Below are 17,706 nucleotides of genomic sequence, written 5' to 3'. Positions count from 1 at the left end.
GGCACCGGCTACCTGTCAGCCAACGGACCGTCAACTCACCACCACGAAACGGTGATTCACCTCACAGCGCACCGGTCGCGCTTTCGAAAGCGTGCTGCGTGTTCGTACCCTGGCGCGGCGTGTGCGGGACGCGTGGAGGTTCCTCGGGGGTGTCCGCACGCGCGGAACACGATCCTTGAGGGGGGAAACGTGCGACTCGGCGTGCCACCGTGCCACAGCCGGACACCCGAAGACCCGACCGACGGGGGCGCGCCATGAACTGGCTGACCCCATCGGTCGAGCCCGACTCACAACAGGCCGCCGAATACCCGGCGTTGGGCTTCGTGCCCTGCCCGGGCCGGATGGACTCCATCGAGAGCGTCACCACCGAGGTGCGGACCACCACGACCTCGCTGGGCGACATCGTCGCGCTGCTGCGCGGCACCGGCGAGGGGCAGTGGCGGGGCCGCTCCGCCGAGGCGTTCCGCGAGCGGTTCGACGACGACTTCAAGCCCAAGGTCGAGGTCGTCCACGAGTCGTTCCTGATGGCCGCGCAGGCGTTGGAGGACTGGGCCGGCTACGTGCCCGGGCAGCAGCGCGCGGCGCGCGGCCTGGAGGACCGGGCCCAGGAGCTGAAGTCCCAGCTGGACGCGTTGCCGGGGCCCGCCTCCATGGAGGAGATCCTCCGCGAGGGCATGCTGGAGGACGAGGAGGCGGACCAGGCGGCGGAGGACCGCCGTCAGCTGGAGGCGGACCGGCAGCGCCTCCAGACCTCCTACGACGACGTGTACCGCCAGGCCGAGGTGCTCCGCGACGGCTTCGTCGCCTACGGCGAGTCGATAGCGGACCGCATCGGCCGGGCCATGGACCTGGCCCCGAACGAGCCCGGCTTCTTCTCCCGCCTGGGCAGCGCCTTCGTCGACGCCGCCGCCGGCATGGTCGAGGCGATCGGCGACATCGCCGAGGGCCTGGTCAACTGGATCGTCGAGAACGCGCAGCGGATCGCCGCCATCGGTGACGTGCTGGCGCTGCTCAGCACGGCGGTCGGGGTGCTCTCGCTGCTGGCGTTCGCCACCGCGCCGTTCACCGGCCCGCTGGGCGCGGCGGTCGGCACGGCCCTCGGCACCGTGTCGGCCGGGCTCGCCGCGGGCGCCCTGGTCTGCCACGGAGTGGCCAAGCTCGCGGGCGCCGACGTCTCCTGGCGCAGCATCGGGCAGGACGCGCTGGGCGCCATCCCGGTGGTCGGTGCCCTGGCCCGGGTGGGCGGCACGATCGGCCGGGCGGCCACGGCGGTCAGGGGGAGCGACTACACCACCGGCCTGGGCAACATCTCCCTCGCGGACAGCGTGGTCGGCCTGTTCGGCGACCCGTCGGTCTTCAACCACTTCGTGCCACAGAACCCGCGGCAGTGGGGGGAGATGGCGCTCACCGGCGGTCCGCTGCTGGTCGCGTTCGAGAACGCCTGGCGTTCGGGCGGCGAGGAAGGCTGAGGGGGCGCCGGGACAGTTCCGGGCAGCGGTGACCAGCGGTGCCTGACCGCACCCGGCGCCCCGGCCGCACCACCCACTCCAGCCGAACCACACGGGAGTCACACGTGAAAGACCACCAGATCATCGCGCTTTTCGACGGGGCGGCCGAGGTCGAGGTCGTGACCCAGGGGCGGCTGTTCCCGGTGCTGGCCATCGCCCACGAGTACGGCTACGAGCTGACCTGGTGCAAGATCAGCCCGCAGACCGGCATCAGCAGGTTCGCCTTCGCCAGGGACGACGACGAGTCGGCCAGGCGGCGGGCCGCCTGGGCGAAGTACCACTACGAGACCAACGGGGCCTGGTGGGCGACCGCGGCGCCGGGCCCCTCGGCGAGCGCGATCTCGCCCATGACGGCGGCGGAGGCACGCTTCGGGCTGTACCTGTACGAGAAGCGCCCGCTGATCCAGCAGTTGTGGCCGATGGTCGCGATCATCGTGGCGGCCCTGGCGGGGGGCGTCTGGTTCCTGGTCAGCGCGCCGCTGGGCGCGCTGCCCTGCCTGGGCGTCGCCCTGGCCGGCGGCGCGTCGCTGCTCTGGTACCCGCGCCGGCGGGCGCGGAAGGAAGCGGAGTACCGGAGGACGCTCGCCGACTTCGACCGGCAGCGGGTCTTCTGGAGCCACGAGGAACAAGGGGGAGGCGGCTGATGTACGTCGCGTTCGACGTGCCGGAGCACTTCCGGCAGATGCCGGTCGGGATGAGCCCGGAGGAGGCCTACGCCTACGCGTTCGAGAACCTGCCGGACCTGGAGTCCGGCGACGCCGAGGTCCAGCGGCGCGTCCTGCGGGAGGTGCACGGCGGTTCGCAGGCGCTGGCGCGGATCGGCGCCCTGTACTCGGGCTCGGTGATCGGCACGATGGAGGGCGAGCCCTCGCTGGCCACGATGGCGGTCACCGCCACGGAGTTCCCCTACGGGGACAGCGCCAGGGTCGCCGCCGAGGGGGTGCTCCAGTCGCTGGTGGCGGCCCGGGGGCAGCTGTGGAGCGGCAACGTCTACGGGTTGCCGTGCGGCCAGCCGGCCGCCGTGGTGACCGGCCCCCGGGTGTACCAGGTGCCCCAACTGGAACCGTCCGACGTGCCGTTCGCGGAGCTCCAGGCCTACGTGCCGGTGCCCGACGGCCCGTCCCTGCGGGAGCGGTACCTGCTGACGGTGTCCTTCGCGACCCCGGCCGTGCGGCACTGGGACCGGTACATGCCCACCCTGGTGCGCCTGTTGCGCGGCATCTCGTTCAGCGACCAGCCCGAAGGGGCCGCCGTCCCGGTGGCGGCGGCCCGGTGACCACGACCTACCCGGGGGAGACCGGATGAGCGACAGCGACGTCTATCTCGACTACGACCAGCTCAGCACCAACCGCGACAACATCCGCAACATCGCCAACCTGCTGCGCGGGCCCTGCCAGTCGATGGCCAACGTCAACGGAGCCGAGATGGGGGTGCACCGGCTGGAGCGGAAGATGGACGACTTCGGCGACGAGTGGGAGTACGGCATCGGCAAGCTCGCCGAGTTCTCCGACGCGGCGGCCGACGCGCTGGACGAGGTGCTGGCGGGCTTCCGGGAGGTGGACGAGGAGCTGTCCCGGGCGTTCCAGGAGGCCTGACGGCGGCCGGTGCCGAGCCGGCCGGCCCCGCCGGTCAGCCCTCCCGGGCGGGCGCCCGCTCCTCGGCTGGCTCCCGCTCCCGGCGGGCCCCGGGGCCGCCGGCCCGGTGCCGCAGGCGCAGCACGACGGCGACGACGGCCAGCGTGAACAGCGCCAGGCCCAGCCAGATCACCCACTGCGCCGGCCAGGGCGCGGCGGAGGCCCCGTCCCTGGGGCGCCCGCCGTCCACGCCGGTCACGATGACCAGGACCAGCCCGACCAGCGTGGCCCCCACCAGCAGGCGGGCGGCCAGCCGCGCGGCGAACGGCACCGCCACGTCCCGGCGCCCGGCGCCGCGCGCCCGCAGCCGCTCGCCCGGCCGGGCCGGCGCCAGCAGCCGCCACAACAGCAGGCCGGCGATCGGCAGTTGGGTCGCCCACAGGAAGGTGCGGAACGGGCCGTCGAACCATCCCTGGGTGCTGTACAGCAGGGTGTGCCAGGCGCTGAGGATGTAGACCACGATGACGAAGCGGTGCAGCGCCAGCCACAGCCGCGCGCCGGTCCGGCTCCGCAGATAGAACGCCAGGCCCAGTGGAATGGCCAGATAGAGCGCGAGCAGCCCGATCAGGATGGCGACCCGGCCGGTGCCGGTGGCGTATCCGCCCGGCACGAAGACATCCACGAACGCGGTCCACAGGCTGCGGCCGAACGACCAGTTCTCCTGGTTGGTGCGGAGCTGTTCGGTGAAGAAGAAGAAGGCGTGCAGGAACATCAGCGCGATGGTCGTCAGGCTGGTCGTGCGGTGCCATTTCTCCAGCCGGGCCGCCGGCAGCCAGCCCCAGCGCGGCCGGGGCCCGGACCGCATCAGCCCGAACACCACCGTGACGTAGGCCCACAGCATCGCCGACCAGCCGAACGCCTGGCACATCCAGTACATCCAGTACGCGTCGGCGTCCTCCAGCATCGGCATGATCTCGATGGTGGCCGACGTGCCGTTCGCCACCCGGGCGTAGAGCAGCCAGTAGATGAGCAGCGTGATCACCAGGGCCAGCGAGGCGTCCGGCACCGCGCCGCGCAGGTCGGCGCGGAGCCCCGCCCAGTCGAAGCCGGCCCGGCCCGCGCGCCCCGGTCTGTCCGGCGGGGCGGTGGGCGCTGTCGAATCCGAGACCTCTGCCATCACTCAACTCCGCTTTCGACAAGGCTCACTGACGGGTCACTGGTGGAAAGGAATACGGTGGTGACTTCCATGGTCTCGCGCTCCCGCCGGGCAGCGTAACCACATTTCCAACGCGGCGGAAGATGTCGGCCCGATTCCGGAATTCGCCGGCCCCCTGGATGCTTTCACCGGCGGGGGCGGATAAATTCACGGATCGTCGGGAACTTTCCGCGCCGAATATCCGACGGGCCCGTTCCGGAAAACGATTGCGGCCCGGGGGGCCGGATTCGGCGGGCGCCGGGCCGGGCGCGGCGGGCGTCGGCCGGCCGCCCGCCGCCTGCGAGACTCCTCGCCGGCGGTGGGTGCACGCCGGTCGAGGAGCCGCGCCGGGGCGGCCCCCCGGATCACCGTCGACTGGGCCGCCCCGACCGCCGCCACCCGCACCGCCCCGACGACGGCCGACCGGTCGGCCCGCCGCGGGCCACCGCGCGGGCCCGGATGCCCCGCGGGGCGCGCGCCGCCGCCCGGAGCCGCATGGGCGGAACGCGGTGACCGGGCACGACGTGCTGGTCGAGCACGACTCGGTGCTGATCGTGAGGGAGCCGGTCCGGGCCGTGACGCCGCGTCAGGCGGTGGCGCGGGACGGGCCGCTGCCGCCCGCCCGGGTGGCCGCGCTCGGCCTCGACCCGCCGGCGGTGCCGACCGCCGCGCATGCGCTCGGCATCGTTGACCGCGACGTCAAGCCGGCCAGCCCGCTGCCGGGCGACGACGGTCCGGTGCAGCCGGCGGACGTCGGCATCGCCCGGCTCGACGGCGGCCCGACGCCGACCGCCGCGCTGACCGCCGCGCTGGCCGAGGCGCCGCGCGAACCCCGGGTGGCCGGGCGTCGGTTGGGGACACTGCTCGTCCAACTGCGGGCGAAGGGGCCGGCGGACCGGCCGACGCCGGCTGGGGTACGGGCCGAACTGGCCCGTTTTGGCGACCGGCTGACGCTACGTCAGCCGGTGACGGCGCGGTGCCGCCCCGCGGTGGCGGGGCGGCACCTGCCGGAGGCCGTCCCGGTGCGCGGTCGCCCGACGACCCGTGCGCACCGGGACCGGGTGGGGGTGGCCGCCGGGGGACGGGCACCCCCACCCCGCGCGGCGGTCAGGGGACCGCCGCGCCGTCCGTCTCGCCCCCGCCCGAGGCCTCGGCGGCCGGGTCCTCGGCGGCCGGGTCCTCCTCCGCCGGGTCCGCCGTGCCACCCGTCGACTGACCGTCGGCGCCGTAGGAGGCCAGGTCGAAGTCGAAGGAGTAGTCGGCCTGGCTGAACACGAAGTGGTCGCCCAGGAAGGCGTTGAAGTTGGTGGCGCTCACATAGAGGCCCTCGGTGCGGAAGAGCGGCTCGACGGTCTGCCCGTCCGCGGACAGCCGGATCACCTGCCCCGGCTCGTCACCGAAGCCGGTCTGGTGCACGATCACCCCGTTCTCGTCCGCCGCCAGCACCGTCTGGTCGGCGAAGTCCTCCGTCTGGTGGATCCACTCGACGGCCCCGGTGGTGACGTCGACCGCCGTCACCGGGGTGCCGACGGCTATCGAGCCGGCGGGGGAGAAGTAGACCCGCTCGCCCACCACGGCCATCCCGCCGCAGTCGTCCACCCGGTGGTAGGAGACGACATCGCCCCGGCAGACGCCCTCCCGCACCAGGTGGAGGTCGTCGGCGCCGACCCCCAGCTGGTCGAAGGGGAGCTGGGCGGTGATCACGCCCTGGTCGATGAAGGCCAACTCGTTGGTGGTGCCGAACTGTTCGCCGCGCAGCGAGACGATCAGCGGTGAGACGCTGTGCACGTTGCTCAGCCACCTGCCCTCCGGCAGGTCCATGCTCCAGAGCGTGTCGCCGCTGGCCGGATCGATCTCCTCGATCCGGAAGACCGGCTCCGTGATGCTCCCGGACGCCGCGCTGGTCACGGTCGCGCAGGTGCGCCGCCGGATCAGCTTCTCGCCGCCCGCGACCGCGTCCACCGAGCACAGCTCCTCGCCGTCCACCAGCTGGTGTTCGTTCGCGAAGTCGGTCTGGTTGACGTCCTGGTTGAGCGAGTCGTAGAGCGCGCCGGCCGCGTGGATCAGCTCGCCGTCGGCGACCCGGTGCAGGTTCCAGCCGCCGAGCGTGTGGATGGCGTAGGACGGGCCGGCCATCGCGATCTGGAAGCTGAGCGGGTTGTCCTCGGGGTCCAGCGGCCGGCTCCAGCCCTGCTCGCCGGTGGTGAGGTCGATCTGGGTGATGTTCTGCCCGCAGTTGGAGTCGCCGTGCCCGACGACGATGACGCCCTCCCCGTTGTCGGTGGTGGGGGCGCAGACGTGTTCCGTGTCGGGCAGCTCCAGGGACCAGACCTCGCTGCCGTCGGCCACCGAGTAGGCGGTGAACCGCTGCTCGACGGACTTCACCACGGTCTCCCCGACGACCCAGAAGCCGTTCGGCCGCGCGCCGTCGTCGACCTCCTCGGCGACCGACCACACCTGGCCACCCGGGGTGTCCGGGCTCACCGCCGGCGGGCGGGCGTCGCCGCCGCCGTCGTCGTCCGACGGGCCGAGGAGGAACCAGCCGCCGCCGGCCAGCCCCAGCACCAGGACCACCGCGAGGATCGCCGGCCACGGCGACCGCTTCCGCCCGCCGCCCGGCGGCACCGGCGGCAGGCCGCCCGGGTAGCCGGGCTGGCCGCCGGGCGGCATCCCGGGCGGGCCGCCGTAGCCGCCGGGCGGCGGCGGTGCCGCGCCGTAGCCGCCGGGGTTGGCGGGGCCGGCGGGCGGGGGCGGACCGTAACCGCCGGGCGGCTGGCCGCCGTAGCCGCCCTGGCCGCCCGGCGCGCCGAAGCCGCCGCCCCCCGGCGGCGGGCCGAAGCCGCCGGCCGCCGGGGGCGGCGGGGCGCCGTGCTGCGGGTGGGGCGGGGGCTGGGGAGGCCCGGACTGCCCCGCGGGGGGCTGGTATCCGCCTGACATGGTGGTGCCTTTCGATGATGCGCGCGGTGGTCGCGGAGGAACGGTGGCGGCTGGCCACGGGGTCGGTCGGGCCGCGGCCCGAGGCGGTGCGGTGGCGTGGCCGCGGGGGGAGGGGCGGGCCGACCCGGTGGGGACGGCCCCGGTCGACCCGCCCCGGCTCTCACCCCACGGCGGTCGCCGGGCCGCGCGCCGACGCGAGGCGCCGCGCGCCGGCTCGGCCGGCCGCGCCGCCCCACGCCGCCGTGGTCTCTCCCCCGTCGGAGACCGCGGCGGGCGCGGGGTCACCGGTGGTGCCGGCGGTGCGGCCGGGCACCGGGGAGTCGGGCGTGCCACGGACGGCCGCTCGGAGGCGGCGTCGCCGCGCTGCCACACTCATGGTCCTTCTCGCATCTCGCCCACGCGACGGTTCCCCGGTGTCGCCACCGCGGAGTCGTCTCCCCCGGCGGGTGCCCCGTCCGACGGCGAGCGTCCGACGGTGCCCCTTTCGTCAGCCATGATGGTGGCCTCACTTTCTTCGCGCTTTCCTGGCGCCCGCGGGACCGGCACCCGCCGCCGGGAGGCACGGCACGACGGGGGAGCGTTCGGTGGAGTTCCAGGTGTTGGGGCAGGTGGCGATCCGGCGGGAAGCGGCGGCCGAGCCGGTACCCGGCCGGCTGCGCCGGGTGCTCCTCGGCATGCTGCTGGCCGCCGCCAACCGGCCGGTCTCCGTCGGCGAGTTGACCGAGGCGCTGTGGGGCGAGCGGGCCGACGACCGGGCCGGTCAGCGCCTGCACCTCCATGTGCACCGGCTGCGCGCCGCGTTGGACGACCCCGAGCGGCTGTCCCTCGGCCCGGACGGCTACCGGCTGCGGGTGGCGCCGGGGGAGCTGGACGCCGAGCGGTTCGAGGAGCTGGTCGGGCTGGGCACCAGCCGGCTGCGGGACGCCCCGGCCGAGGCGGTGACCACGCTGCGCGCCGCGCTGGACCGGTGGCACGGCACCCCGCTCGCCGGCCTCGACCACGTCCCGGCGCTCCGCGACTGGGGCCGCCGGCTGGCCGAACGCCGGCTCGCCGGACGGGAGGCGCTCTACCAGGCCGAGTTGGCCCGCGGCAACCACGCGGCCGTGGTCGGCGAGTTGACCGGGCTGGTCGCCGAGCACCCGCTGCGGGAACGTTTCCACGGGCTGTTGATGACCGCCCTGCACCGGTCAGGGCGGCAGCGCGAGGCGCTGGCCGCCTACCGCCGCGCCCGGCAGCTGATGGTCGACGAGCTGGGCCTGGAACCCGGCTCCGAGTTGCGGGAGTTGGAGCGCCGCATCCGGGCCGGTGAGTCGCTGGACGAGCCCAGGGCAGACGCCGACCAGGTGCCGCCGGCCCAACTCCCGGCGGACATCGCCGGCTTCGTCGGCCGCCAGGCGGAACTGGCCGAGCTGGACGGGCTGGTGGCCGGCCACCAGCCGGTGGTGGTCTCCGCCGTCGCCGGCACGGCCGGCGTCGGCAAGACGGCGCTCGCCGTCCGGTGGGCGCACCGGGTGCGGGACCGGTTCCCCGACGGGCAGCTCTACGTGGACCTGCGCGGCTACGGCCCCGAGCAACCCGTCACCGCCCAGGACGCGTTGGGCGGCTTCCTGCGGGCGCTCGGGCTGACCGGCGGGGCGCTCCCCAGGGGGCAGGACGAGCGGGCCGCCCGGTTCCGGTCGCTCGTCGCGGGCCGGCGGCTGCTGGTGGTGCTGGACAACGCCCGCAGCGCGGACCAGGTGCGGCCGCTGCTGCCCGGCGGCACCGCCGGCTTCGCCCTGGTGACCAGCAGGGACGCGCTCGCCGGGCTGGTCAGCGGGGAGGGCGCCCGACGGCTGCGGCTGGACCGGCTGTCCAGGGCGGACGCCAGGGCCCTGCTGCACGAGGTGCTCGGCGCCCGGGCGACGGCCGAACCGGACGCCACGGACGCGCTGATCGAACGCTGCGCCCGGCTCCCGCTGGCGCTGCGCATCACCGCCGAGCTTGCCGACGTCCGGCCCGGAGCCCGACTGGCCGACCTGGCCGCGGAGTTGGCCGACCAGCAGGGGGCGCTCGACCTGCTGGACCTGGACAACGACCCGTACACCGCCGTCCGGGCCGTCTTCTCCTGGTCCTACCGACAGCTCGACCCGACGGCCGCCCGGGTCTTCCGGCTGCTGGGCACCCACCCCGGCCAGGAGGTCGAGGCGCACGCCGTCGCCGCCCTGGTCGGCGAGGAACTGGCCGTCACCCGCCGGGCGTTGACCACCCTGACCCGCGCCCACCTGCTGGACGAGCCGACCGCCGGCCACTACCAGCCGCACGACCTGCTGCGCGCCTACGCCGCCGAGCTGGCCGCCACCACCGACCCGGCCGCGGACCGCGCGGCGGCCCTGGCCCGGCTGCGCGCCTTCTACCTGGCCACCGCCTCGGCCGCGATGGGCGTCCTGGTGCCCTACGACCAGGACCGCCGCCCCCGGGTGCCGGCCTGGCCGGGCGAGGCGCCCGGGCTCGCCTCCGAGGAGCACGCCGCCCGCTGGCTCATCGCGGAGCTGGACAACCTGCTGGCGGTCACCCGGGACAGCGACGCCGCGTTCACCATCACCCTGTCGGACACCGTCGAGCGGCAACTCGACCGGATCGGCCGGTGCGACGCCCTGCTGACCCTGAGCGAGTGGAAGCTGCGGGCGGCGCGCGCGGTCGGCGACCTGTTCGCCGAGGCCCGGGCCGAGAGCAGCATCGGCCAGGCCGTCACCCTGCTGGGCGGCGACTTCCAGGAGTCGATCGGCCACCTGGAACGGGCCAGGGACGGATACCTGCGCGCCGGCCAGCTCGACTACCACGCCAGCGCGCTCAACAACCTGGGCATCGCCTACGGGCGCGCCGGCCAGCTCGCCCAGGCGCTACCGCAGTTCGAGGCGGTGCTGGCGCTCGACGAGACGGTGGTGCCGCGCTCCGTGCGCCGCTCCACCCTGGTCAACGCCTGCAACTGCCTCACCGGCCTGGGGCGTTACCGGGAGGCGCTGGGCCACGCGGAGCAGGCGCTGGCGCTCGCCCGCGCGCTGGGCGACATCACCAACGAGTCCAACTCGCTGAGCGCCATCGCCGAGTTGCACCTGCGGACCGGGGATCCCGAGCAGGCGCGGGTGCACGCCGAGCAGGGCCTGGAGCTGGCCCGGCGCACCGGGTACCGGGCCGTCGCCTGCGACTGCCTGCGGCTGCTCGGCCGGCTGCGCCGGCTGGCCGGCGACCACGCGGCGGCGCTGGAGCTGCACGAGGAGGCCCTGGCGGTCAGCCAGCGCGCGGGCGCGGTGCACGTCGTCGCCGAGGCCCGCAACGAACTGGCCGCCAGCCTGGCCGCGGCCGGCCAGCACGAGGCCGCGCTGCGCCACTACCGGGAGAGCCTGGAGTTGGCCACCCGGACCGCCCGGCTGCGCGCCCACGTGGCCGAGAGCCAGGCCGGCGCCGCCGCCGTGCACCTGGCGCTGGGCGACCGCGCGGCGGCCCGCGACCACCTGCGGCAGGCCCTGGCCCACTACACGGCGCTCGACCTGCCGCAGGCCGACGAGGTCAGGGCCCGGCTGGCCGAGCTGGACGACGACGAGGGCTGATCGGGTCGTTCCCGCCGCCCGGCTTGCCGAACCGGCAACGGTGCTGGCCCGGCCGCTCGCCCGCTGGTGATGATCGTGGCACCCGGCGGAGAACCGCCGGCGCCGCAACCCCCCGGAGGCCCTCATGGGAGACCGCGTCCCCGCCCCCGTCCACCGGCTGGTGCCCGCCCCGGCCGGCCGTGTCCACCTGGTCGAGCAGGGCAGCGGCCCGCTGGTACTGCTGCTGCACGGCTTCCCCGAGTCCTGGTACTCCTGGCGCCACCAGCTGCCGGCGCTGGCCGCGGCCGGCTACCGGGCGGTCGCGGTCGACGTCCGCGGCTACGGCCGCTCCAGCAGGCCGGCAGACCCCGACGCCTACCGGATGGTCGAGTTGGTCGCCGATGTCGCGGCCGTGGTCGAGGCCCTGGGGGAACGGTCCGCGGTGCTGGTCGGCCACGACTGGGGCGCCAACATCGCCGCCAACGCGGCGCTGCTGCGGCCCGACCGGTGCGCCGCGGTGGCGCTGCTCAGCGTCCCCTACAGCCCGCGCGGCGGCCCGCGCCCCAGCGAGATCTTCAGCCAACTGGGCGGCCCCGACGAGGAGTTCTACGTCTCCTACTTCCAGGAGCCGGGCCGCGCCGAGGCCGAGATCGAGCCCGACGTGCGCGGCTGGCTCGCCGGCTTCTACGCGGCGCTCTCCGCCGACACCATGCCGGGCCCCGACGCGCCCGACCCGCACTTCCTGCGCCGGGGCGGGCTGCTGCGCGACCGGTTCCCCCAGGGGGCCCGCCCCGACTGGCTCACCGAGACCGAACTCGACTACTACGCGGGCGAGTTCGAACGCACCGGGCTGACCGGGGCGCTGAGCCGCTACCGCTGCGTGGACCGGGACTGGGCCGACCTCGCGGACCAGGACGGCGCGCCCATCACCCAGCCGTCCCTCTTCATCGGTGGCACCAGGGACGCCTCGACGACCTGGCTCGCCGAGGCGATCGCGGCCTACCCGACCACGATGCCCGCGCTGTCCGCCGCGCACCTCCTGGACGGCGCCGGCCACTGGATCCAGCAGGAACGCCCGGCCGAGGTGACCAGCCTCCTCCTGGACTGGCTCGCCACCCTCCCCTGACCGGGGCGCGACCGCCCGCGCGCAGAAGCGGAGCGGGGTGCCGGCCCGCCGCCCGCCGGCGGCCCGGCCTCGGCCCCAGCGCGCGTGCGGTGACCGACCGGGGCCGATGGGCGGCGCGGGCCGCGCCCGCCCGGCTCCGGTGGTGCCGGTGGCCGGTTCGGCGGACGCGCCGCGACTCGCCCTCCGCTGCCCGGCCTTGCCGGCGGGCCCTCGCCCCGATCTCGGCGCGCGTGCGGTGCTGGCCGGCCCCGGAGCACCCGGCGCGCCCGCCCGCGCCGTGTCGGCGGCCGGCCTCCGGCCGGACCATGCCGGCCCGGCATGGCCGTTCCGTCGCCGACCGCCGCCGGTAGCCGGCGCCCGCCGCAAGCGGCCGCGGCCCGCCCGGCGTTGGCCGTCGGCGCGGCGCGCCGGCTCCGTTACCGGTGCCCGCCCCGGTCAGGCACCGAGGCCGTCCCGTGCGTGGCCGCCGGCTCCGCCGGCGGCCACGGGGTGAGGTCCGGGGTGCCCCAGGCCCGGCGGAGCGCGTCCTGGGTGAGGACCTCGGCCGGTGGGCCCGCCGCGAGGAGCCGGCCGTGGGCCAGCAGCAGACAGTGGTGGGCGCGGAGCGCCAGCTCCAGGTCGTGGGTGGCGTGCACCACCGTGGTGCCGTCCTCGGCCCACGCCCGGTCGAGGGCGTCGGTGATCAGCCGGTGCGCCTCGGCGTCCAGCCCGGTCGTCGGCTCGTCGAGCAGCAGCAGCTCCGGGCGTTGGGCCAACCCCTGGGCTATCAGGGCGCGTTGGCGCTGCCCGCCGGAGAGGTCGCCCAACTGCCGGCGGGCCAGGTCCTGGATGCCGAGCCGGTCCAGGCAGGTCTCGACCAGCTCGCGGTCCGCGCGGCGCGGCCGGCGCCACGGGCCCAGGTCAGCCCAGCGGCCCATGGCGACGGTCTCCCGCACGGTGATCGGCAACGCGTCGGAGACCGCGCTGCGTTGCACCACCAGCGCCGGCCGGCGCCCGCCGAGCCCGCCGACCGTGCCCGCGGTGGGTCTGAGCACGCCGGCCAGCACGCTGAGCAGCGAGGACTTCCCGGCACCGTTCGCGCCGACCAGCGCGGTGACCCGGCCCCGCGGCAGCCGCGCGGTGATCTCCCGCAGCGCCTGACGTCCGGCGTAGCCGGCCGAGACGGCGCGCAACTCGACGGCGTCCGACGCGTCGTGGCCGCCGGCCACACCCGCCGCGGCCGAGGTCTTCCTCACAACACCCCTCCTTGCATCCGATAATCGTTTTCATTATAAAGTGCGAGCTATGGAATGGTTCCTGGACCCGTTCGAGGTGTCCTTCGTCCAACGTGCCCTGTGGGGTGGCGTGCTCGTCTCGGCGATCTGCGCGCTCGCCGGTACCTGGGTCGTGCTGCGCGGCATGGCGTTCCTCGGGGACGCCATGGCGCACGGCATGCTGCCCGGTGTCGCGATCGCCTCGCTGCTCGGCGCCAACCCGCTGTTGGGCGCGGCGGCCAGCGCCAGCGCGATGGCCCTGGGCGTGACGGCGGTCGACCGGCTGCCCAGGATCTCCGGGGACGCCGGGATCGGGCTGCTCTTCGTCGGGATGCTCTCCCTCGGGGTGATCATCGTCTCCCACTCGGAGTCGTTCGCCGTGGACCTGACCGGCTTCCTGTTCGGCGACGTGCTGGCGGTGCGCGACCGCGACCTGGTCTATCTCTCGCTGGCGCTCGCCGTCGCCGCCCTGGTGGCGGTGGTGGGGCACCGCGCCTTCGTGGCGCTGGTCTTCGACGCGCGGAAGGCGCACACCCTGGGGCTCCGTCCCGGCCTGGCGCACCTGGCGCTGCTCGGCCTGATGACGCTCGCCATCGTCGCGTCCTTCCACGTGGTCGGCACGCTGCTGGTCTTCGGACTGCTGATCGCGCCGCCGGCCACCGCCGCCCTGTGGGCCGGCCGGATCCCGCTGATCATGCTCGGCGCCGCCCTGGTCGGCGCCGGCTCCACGGCGCTGGGGCTGTTGCTGTCCTGGCACCTGGGCACGGCGGCGGGGGCGACGATCGCGGCCGTCGCGGTGGCCGCGTTCTTCGTCTCGGCCGGCGCCTTCCGGCTGCGCACCGCGTGGCGCACCCGCGGCGGCCGGGCCAGGGACGTGCCGCTTCCCGAGGCCGGCACCGCCGGCACCTGAGAACTCCCGCCCGCGCCACCGCCGCGCGAGCGACCCGCACCGCCCGGGCACCGGCGGAAACCAGGCACGACCACCGACCACCGACCACCGACAGGAACGAGAAGGGAAACCACGACGTGAAGGCGGGAACAACCGCGCGCGCCACGGCGGCCGTCGCCGCGCTGGCCGCGCTGCTGGCCGGCTGCGGCGGCACGGCCGACGAACCGGCGGACGCCGCGCCCGAACCCACCGAGGAGGCGACCCCGCACGGCTACGTGCCGGGCGCCGAGGAGACGGCCGAGGCCCAGTCCCGGCTGCTGCTGGCCGACGCCGAGACCGGCGAGACGGTGGTGTTCGACCTGACCACCGAGGAGATCACCGAGGTGGGCCGGGCGCCGGAGCCGACCGGCCTGCGCGGCGACGGCCGGTTCGGCTACCTCACCACGGGCGACGGCACCACCCACGTGCTGGACTCCGGTGCCTGGACCGTGGACCACGGCGACCACGTGCACTACTACCGGACCGAGCCGGCCGCGCTCGGCACCGTGGCCGCCGCCGAGGTGCGCGCCGCGCACGCCGACTCCGGCCGGGCCGCGCTGTCGCTGGCCGACGGCACCGTCCGGCTGCTGGACCGGGAGGAGTTGGCCGCCGGCACCCTCTCCGATCCCGAAGTGCTGTCCGGCGACGGCGCGTTGGGCGCCGCTGTGCCCTACGAGGAGCACCTGCTGGTGCCCGGCGCCGAGGCACCCGACACGGTGAGCGTGTGGGACGCCGACGGGCAGCCGGTGGCCACCGTGGACGCGTCCTGCCCGGAGCCCGGCGGCGCCGCGGTGACCCGGCGCGGCGCGGTCTTCTCCTGCGCCGACGGCGCGCTGCTGGTGACCGCCGAGGGCGACACGTTCAGCGGCGAGAAGATCGCCTACCCGGCGGGGGTGCCGGCCGCCGACGTGGCCCGCGAGTTCACCCTCCGCCCGGGCGGCGACACCCTGACCGCCCCGGCCGGCGAGGCCGGCGTCCTCGCCCTGAACCTGGCCGACCGCGCCTGGACGCTGGTGGCGACCGGCCCCGTGGTGGCCGCCAACGCGGTCGGCGACGGGGTGACGCTGCTCACCCTCACCGCCGACGGCACGCTGCGCGCCCACGACCTCACCGACGGCCAACTCCTGGCCAGCACCGAGTTGTTGGCGGAGCCGCCGGCCGAGGGCTCGGCCCCGCCGGTGATCGAGATCGACACCAGCCGGGCCTACGTCAACGACCCGGCGGCCGGGGTGGTCCACGAGGTGGACTACCAGGACGAGCTGCGGCTGGCCCGCACCCTCACCCCGGGCATCACGCCCGACCTCATGGTGGAGACCGGCCGATGAGCCGCCCGCGGCGCCTCGCGCCGGCGCTGCTCGGCGCGCTGCTGGGGGCGGCCCTGCTGTCGGCCTGCACCGGATCGGCGGCGGACGGCGGCGACGGCGTGGTGGTCACCACCAACATCCTGGGCGACATCACCCGCGAGGTGGTCGGCGATGAGGCCGACGTCACGGTGCTGATGAAGCCGGACGCCGACCCGCACTCGTTCGGCGTCTCCGCCCAGCAGGCCGCCACCATCGAACGGGCCGGTCTCGTCGTGCACAACGGGCTCGGCCTGGAGGAGGGGGTGGCGCGCAACGTCGAGGCCGCCGCCGAGGCCGGCGTGCCCACCCTGGCCGTCGGCGAGGAGGTGGACCCGCTGCCCTACACCTCGGACGAGTCGGCCGGCCAGCTCGACCCGCACTTCTGGACCGACCCGCGACGCGTGCGGACCGCCACCGAGTTGGTCTCGGCGGCCGTCATCGAGCACGTGGCCGGGGTGGACGCCGCGGCGGTGCGCGCCAACACCGAGGCCTACCTGGCGGAACTCGACGCGCTTGACACCTGGATGACCGGGGAGCTGGCGAGCGTGCCGGCCGAACGGCGCGCGCTGGTCACCAACCACCACGTCTTCGGCTACCTCGCCGACCGCTACGGCTACCAGGTGGTCGGCGCGGTCATCCCGTCCGGCACCACGCTGGCCTCGCCCAGCGCCTCCGACCTGGAGTCGCTGGCCGGCGCCGTTCGGGAACACGGGGTGCCGGCGATCTTCGCCGACTCCTCCCAACCGGACCGGCTCGCCCAGGTGCTCGCCGAGGAGGCCGGCGTCGACGTCCAGGTGGTCGAGCTGCACTCGGAGTCGCTCACCGCCGAGGGCGGCGGCGCCGCGACCTACCTGGAGATGGCCCGCGCCAACACCGAGGCCATCGTCACCGCCCTCACCGCCGACCGCTGACCACCCCGCCGACCCGGCGACCGATCCACGACCCACCACGACCCGCCACGACCGATCCACGACCCGTCGGCGCCCGACGCGCCGCCGGTTCCCCAAGCCTGCCCGAAGAACCCTGTCCCCACGGAAGGAAGACCCACCCATCATGCGCACCTCACACCTGCTGCGCGGCGGAGCGGCGTTCGCCGCGCTCGCGCTCGCCCTCACCGCCTGCGGCTCCGACGACACCGACGAGTCCGCCGACCAGCCGGCCGACAGCAACGCCGCCGCCGAGGACGCGGCCGGCTCCACCGGCACGACGGTGGACCACCCGCTGGTCCTCACCTACGACGGCGGCCTCCTCGTGCTCGACGGCGAGACCCTGGAGGTGGCCGAGGACATCCCGCTCGACGGCTTCAACCGGATCAACCCGGCCGGCGACGACGACCACCTGCTGGTCTCCACCGCCACCGGCTTCCGGGTGCTGGACGCCACCGGCGCCGAGCTGACCGAGGACGAGTTCCCCGGCGAGAAGCCCGGCCACGTGGTCCGGCACGGCGGCAACACGGTGCTCTTCGCCGACGGCACCGGCGAGGTCACCGCCTTCGACCCGCACGGCCTCGGCGACGGCCTGCCGGCGACCGAGACCTACCAGGCCGCCGAGGCGCACCACGGCGTCGCGGTCACCCTCGACTCCGGCGAACTCCTGGTCACCCTCGGCACCGAGGAGTCCCGCAGCGGGGCCGTCGTGCTGGCCGAGGACTGGACGGAGGAGATCGCCCGCAACGAGGAGTGCCCCGGCGTGCACGGCGAGACCGTCGCCCAGAACGAGGCCGTCCTGGTCGGCTGCGAGAACGGCGCGCTGATCTACCAGGACGGCGAGTTCACCAAGGTGACCAGCCCCACCGACTACGGCCGGATCGGCAACGTCGCCGGCAGCGAGGAGTCGCCGATCGTGCTCGGCGACTACAAGCAGGACCCGGACGCCGAACTGGAGCGGCCCGAGCAGGTCTCCCTGGTCAACACCGCGACCGGCGAGCTGGAACTGGTCGACCTGGGCACCAGCTACACCTTCCGCTCGCTGGCCAGGGGCCCGCACGGGGAGGCGCTGGTGCTCGGCACGGACGGCGCGCTGCACGTCATCGACCCGGAGACCGCCGAGGTGACCGAGCGGATCGAGGTGCTGGGGGAGTGGCAGGAGCCGCTGGAGTGGCAGCAGCCGCGCCCCGCGCTCTTCGTCCGTGACCACACGGCCTTCGTGACCGACCCGGAGGAGCGGGAGATCCACGCGATCGACATCGAGTCCGGCGAGATCCTCACCACCGCCGAACTGCCGCAGGCCCCGAACGAGATCAGCGGCGTCGTGCACCAGCACTGACGACCCGCCGG

13 protein-coding genes are annotated in these 17,706 nt (G+C 75.3%); 10 read left to right on the top strand and 3 right to left on the bottom strand.

All coding sequences use genetic code 11. From position 1 onward, the window contains the following. Positions 1-254 precede the first annotated feature (254 nt). The 4 genes from RM844_RS10355 to RM844_RS10340 all read left to right on the top strand — a co-directional run bounded on the left by RM844_RS10355 (position 255) and on the right by RM844_RS10340 (position 3,103). The gene (locus RM844_RS10355) at positions 255-1,469 is read left to right on the top strand and encodes a putative T7SS-secreted protein (protein ID WP_311666730.1); all 1,215 of its coding nucleotides are present in this window, start codon (positions 255-257) and stop codon (positions 1,467-1,469) included. 104 nt (positions 1,470-1,573) lie between these two features. Next, positions 1,574-2,152 carry a hypothetical protein gene (locus tag RM844_RS10350; protein ID WP_311666729.1) on the top strand — a complete coding sequence of 193 codons (579 nt, stop codon included), beginning with the start codon at positions 1,574-1,576 and terminating at the stop codon, positions 2,150-2,152. Continuing rightward, positions 2,152-2,784, top strand: coding sequence for a hypothetical protein (locus RM844_RS10345; protein ID WP_311666728.1), 633 nt, complete (start codon positions 2,152-2,154; stop codon positions 2,782-2,784). Before RM844_RS10350 ends, RM844_RS10345 begins: the two co-directional genes overlap by 1 nt. A 25-nt stretch (positions 2,785-2,809) precedes the next feature. After that, a complete protein-coding gene (locus RM844_RS10340; RefSeq protein ID WP_311666727.1) occupies positions 2,810-3,103 on the top strand; it encodes a hypothetical protein in 294 nt (97 codons plus the stop codon). Positions 3,104-3,137: 34 nt separating this feature from the next. On the opposite strand, the gene RM844_RS10335 is transcribed toward RM844_RS10340, so the two are convergent. Together RM844_RS10335 and RM844_RS10330 are read right to left on the bottom strand one after the other, a co-directional pair. Further along, complete coding sequence (locus RM844_RS10335) at positions 3,138-4,259, bottom strand: ferric reductase-like transmembrane domain-containing protein (RefSeq protein WP_311666726.1); 1,122 nt, start codon at positions 4,257-4,259, stop codon at positions 3,138-3,140. Between the two features lie 1,125 nt (positions 4,260-5,384). Further along, entirely contained in the window at positions 5,385-7,214 is a 1,830-nt protein-coding gene (locus RM844_RS10330) for an outer membrane protein assembly factor BamB family protein (RefSeq protein ID WP_311666725.1), read from the bottom strand. Positions 7,215-7,798: 584 nt separating this feature from the next. Here RM844_RS10330 and RM844_RS10325 point away from each other — a divergent pair. Beyond that, positions 7,799-10,801: an AfsR/SARP family transcriptional regulator gene (locus RM844_RS10325; protein ID WP_311666724.1), complete on the top strand. Its 3,003-nt coding sequence runs from the start codon at positions 7,799-7,801 to the stop codon at positions 10,799-10,801. A 124-nt stretch (positions 10,802-10,925) separates the two neighbouring features. Beyond that, entirely contained in the window at positions 10,926-11,906 is a 981-nt protein-coding gene (locus tag RM844_RS10320; protein WP_311666723.1) for an alpha/beta fold hydrolase, read from the top strand. Positions 11,907-12,322: 416 nt separating this feature from the next. Here RM844_RS10320 and aztA read toward each other — a convergent pair whose 3' ends face one another. Beyond that, positions 12,323-13,141 carry a zinc ABC transporter ATP-binding protein AztA gene (gene aztA, locus RM844_RS10315; RefSeq protein ID WP_394814476.1) on the bottom strand — a complete coding sequence of 273 codons (819 nt, stop codon included), beginning with the start codon at positions 13,139-13,141 and terminating at the stop codon, positions 12,323-12,325. A gap of 49 nt (positions 13,142-13,190) precedes the next feature. Here aztA and aztB point away from each other — a divergent pair, with 49 nt between their 5' ends. From aztB to aztD, 4 genes are all read left to right on the top strand, one after another. Next, on the top strand, positions 13,191-14,069 hold the full coding sequence (gene aztB, locus RM844_RS10310) for a zinc ABC transporter permease AztB (protein ID WP_311666722.1): 879 nt from the start codon (positions 13,191-13,193) through the stop codon (positions 14,067-14,069). Positions 14,070-14,185: 116 nt separating this feature from the next. Beyond that, positions 14,186-15,412, top strand: a complete 1,227-nt coding sequence (locus RM844_RS10305) for a WD40 repeat domain-containing protein (RefSeq protein WP_311666721.1) — start codon at positions 14,186-14,188, stop codon at positions 15,410-15,412. After that, entirely contained in the window at positions 15,409-16,341 is a 933-nt protein-coding gene (aztC, locus tag RM844_RS10300) for a zinc ABC transporter substrate-binding protein AztC (RefSeq protein WP_311666720.1), read from the top strand. Before RM844_RS10305 ends, aztC begins: the two co-directional genes overlap by 4 nt. 142 nt (positions 16,342-16,483) lie before the next feature. Continuing rightward, positions 16,484-17,695, top strand: a complete 1,212-nt coding sequence (gene aztD / locus RM844_RS10295) for a zinc metallochaperone AztD (RefSeq protein ID WP_311666719.1) — start codon at positions 16,484-16,486, stop codon at positions 17,693-17,695. Positions 17,696-17,706: the final 11 nt, after the last annotated feature.

It is taken from the genome of Streptomyces chisholmiae, from assembly GCF_031845445.1.
GTDB lineage: Bacteria > Actinomycetota > Actinomycetes > Streptomycetales > Streptomycetaceae > Streptomyces > Streptomyces chisholmiae.
Note: the sequence above shows the minus strand (reverse complement) of the source record. Positions and strands in the feature narration are given on the sequence as shown.

What these genes read in the sequence shown, in the direction of transcription:
- RM844_RS10355 (WP_311666730.1), top strand. Translation starts at nt 255, where the DNA reads ATGAACTGGCTGACCCCATCGGTCGAGCCCGACTCACAACAGGCCGCC.
- RM844_RS10345 (WP_311666728.1), top strand. Translation starts at nt 2,152, where the DNA reads ATGTACGTCGCGTTCGACGTGCCGGAGCACTTCCGGCAGATGCCGGTC.
- RM844_RS10340 (WP_311666727.1), top strand. Translation starts at nt 2,810, where the DNA reads ATGAGCGACAGCGACGTCTATCTCGACTACGACCAGCTCAGCACCAAC.
- RM844_RS10335 (WP_311666726.1), bottom strand. Translation starts at nt 4,259, where the DNA reads ATGGCAGAGGTCTCGGATTCGACAGCGCCCACCGCCCCGCCGGACAGA.
- RM844_RS10330 (WP_311666725.1), bottom strand. Translation starts at nt 7,214, where the DNA reads ATGTCAGGCGGATACCAGCCCCCCGCGGGGCAGTCCGGGCCTCCCCAG.
- RM844_RS10320 (WP_311666723.1), top strand. Translation starts at nt 10,926, where the DNA reads ATGGGAGACCGCGTCCCCGCCCCCGTCCACCGGCTGGTGCCCGCCCCG.
- aztB (WP_311666722.1), top strand. Translation starts at nt 13,191, where the DNA reads ATGGAATGGTTCCTGGACCCGTTCGAGGTGTCCTTCGTCCAACGTGCC.
- aztC (WP_311666720.1), top strand. Translation starts at nt 15,409, where the DNA reads ATGAGCCGCCCGCGGCGCCTCGCGCCGGCGCTGCTCGGCGCGCTGCTG.
- aztD (WP_311666719.1), top strand. Translation starts at nt 16,484, where the DNA reads ATGCGCACCTCACACCTGCTGCGCGGCGGAGCGGCGTTCGCCGCGCTC.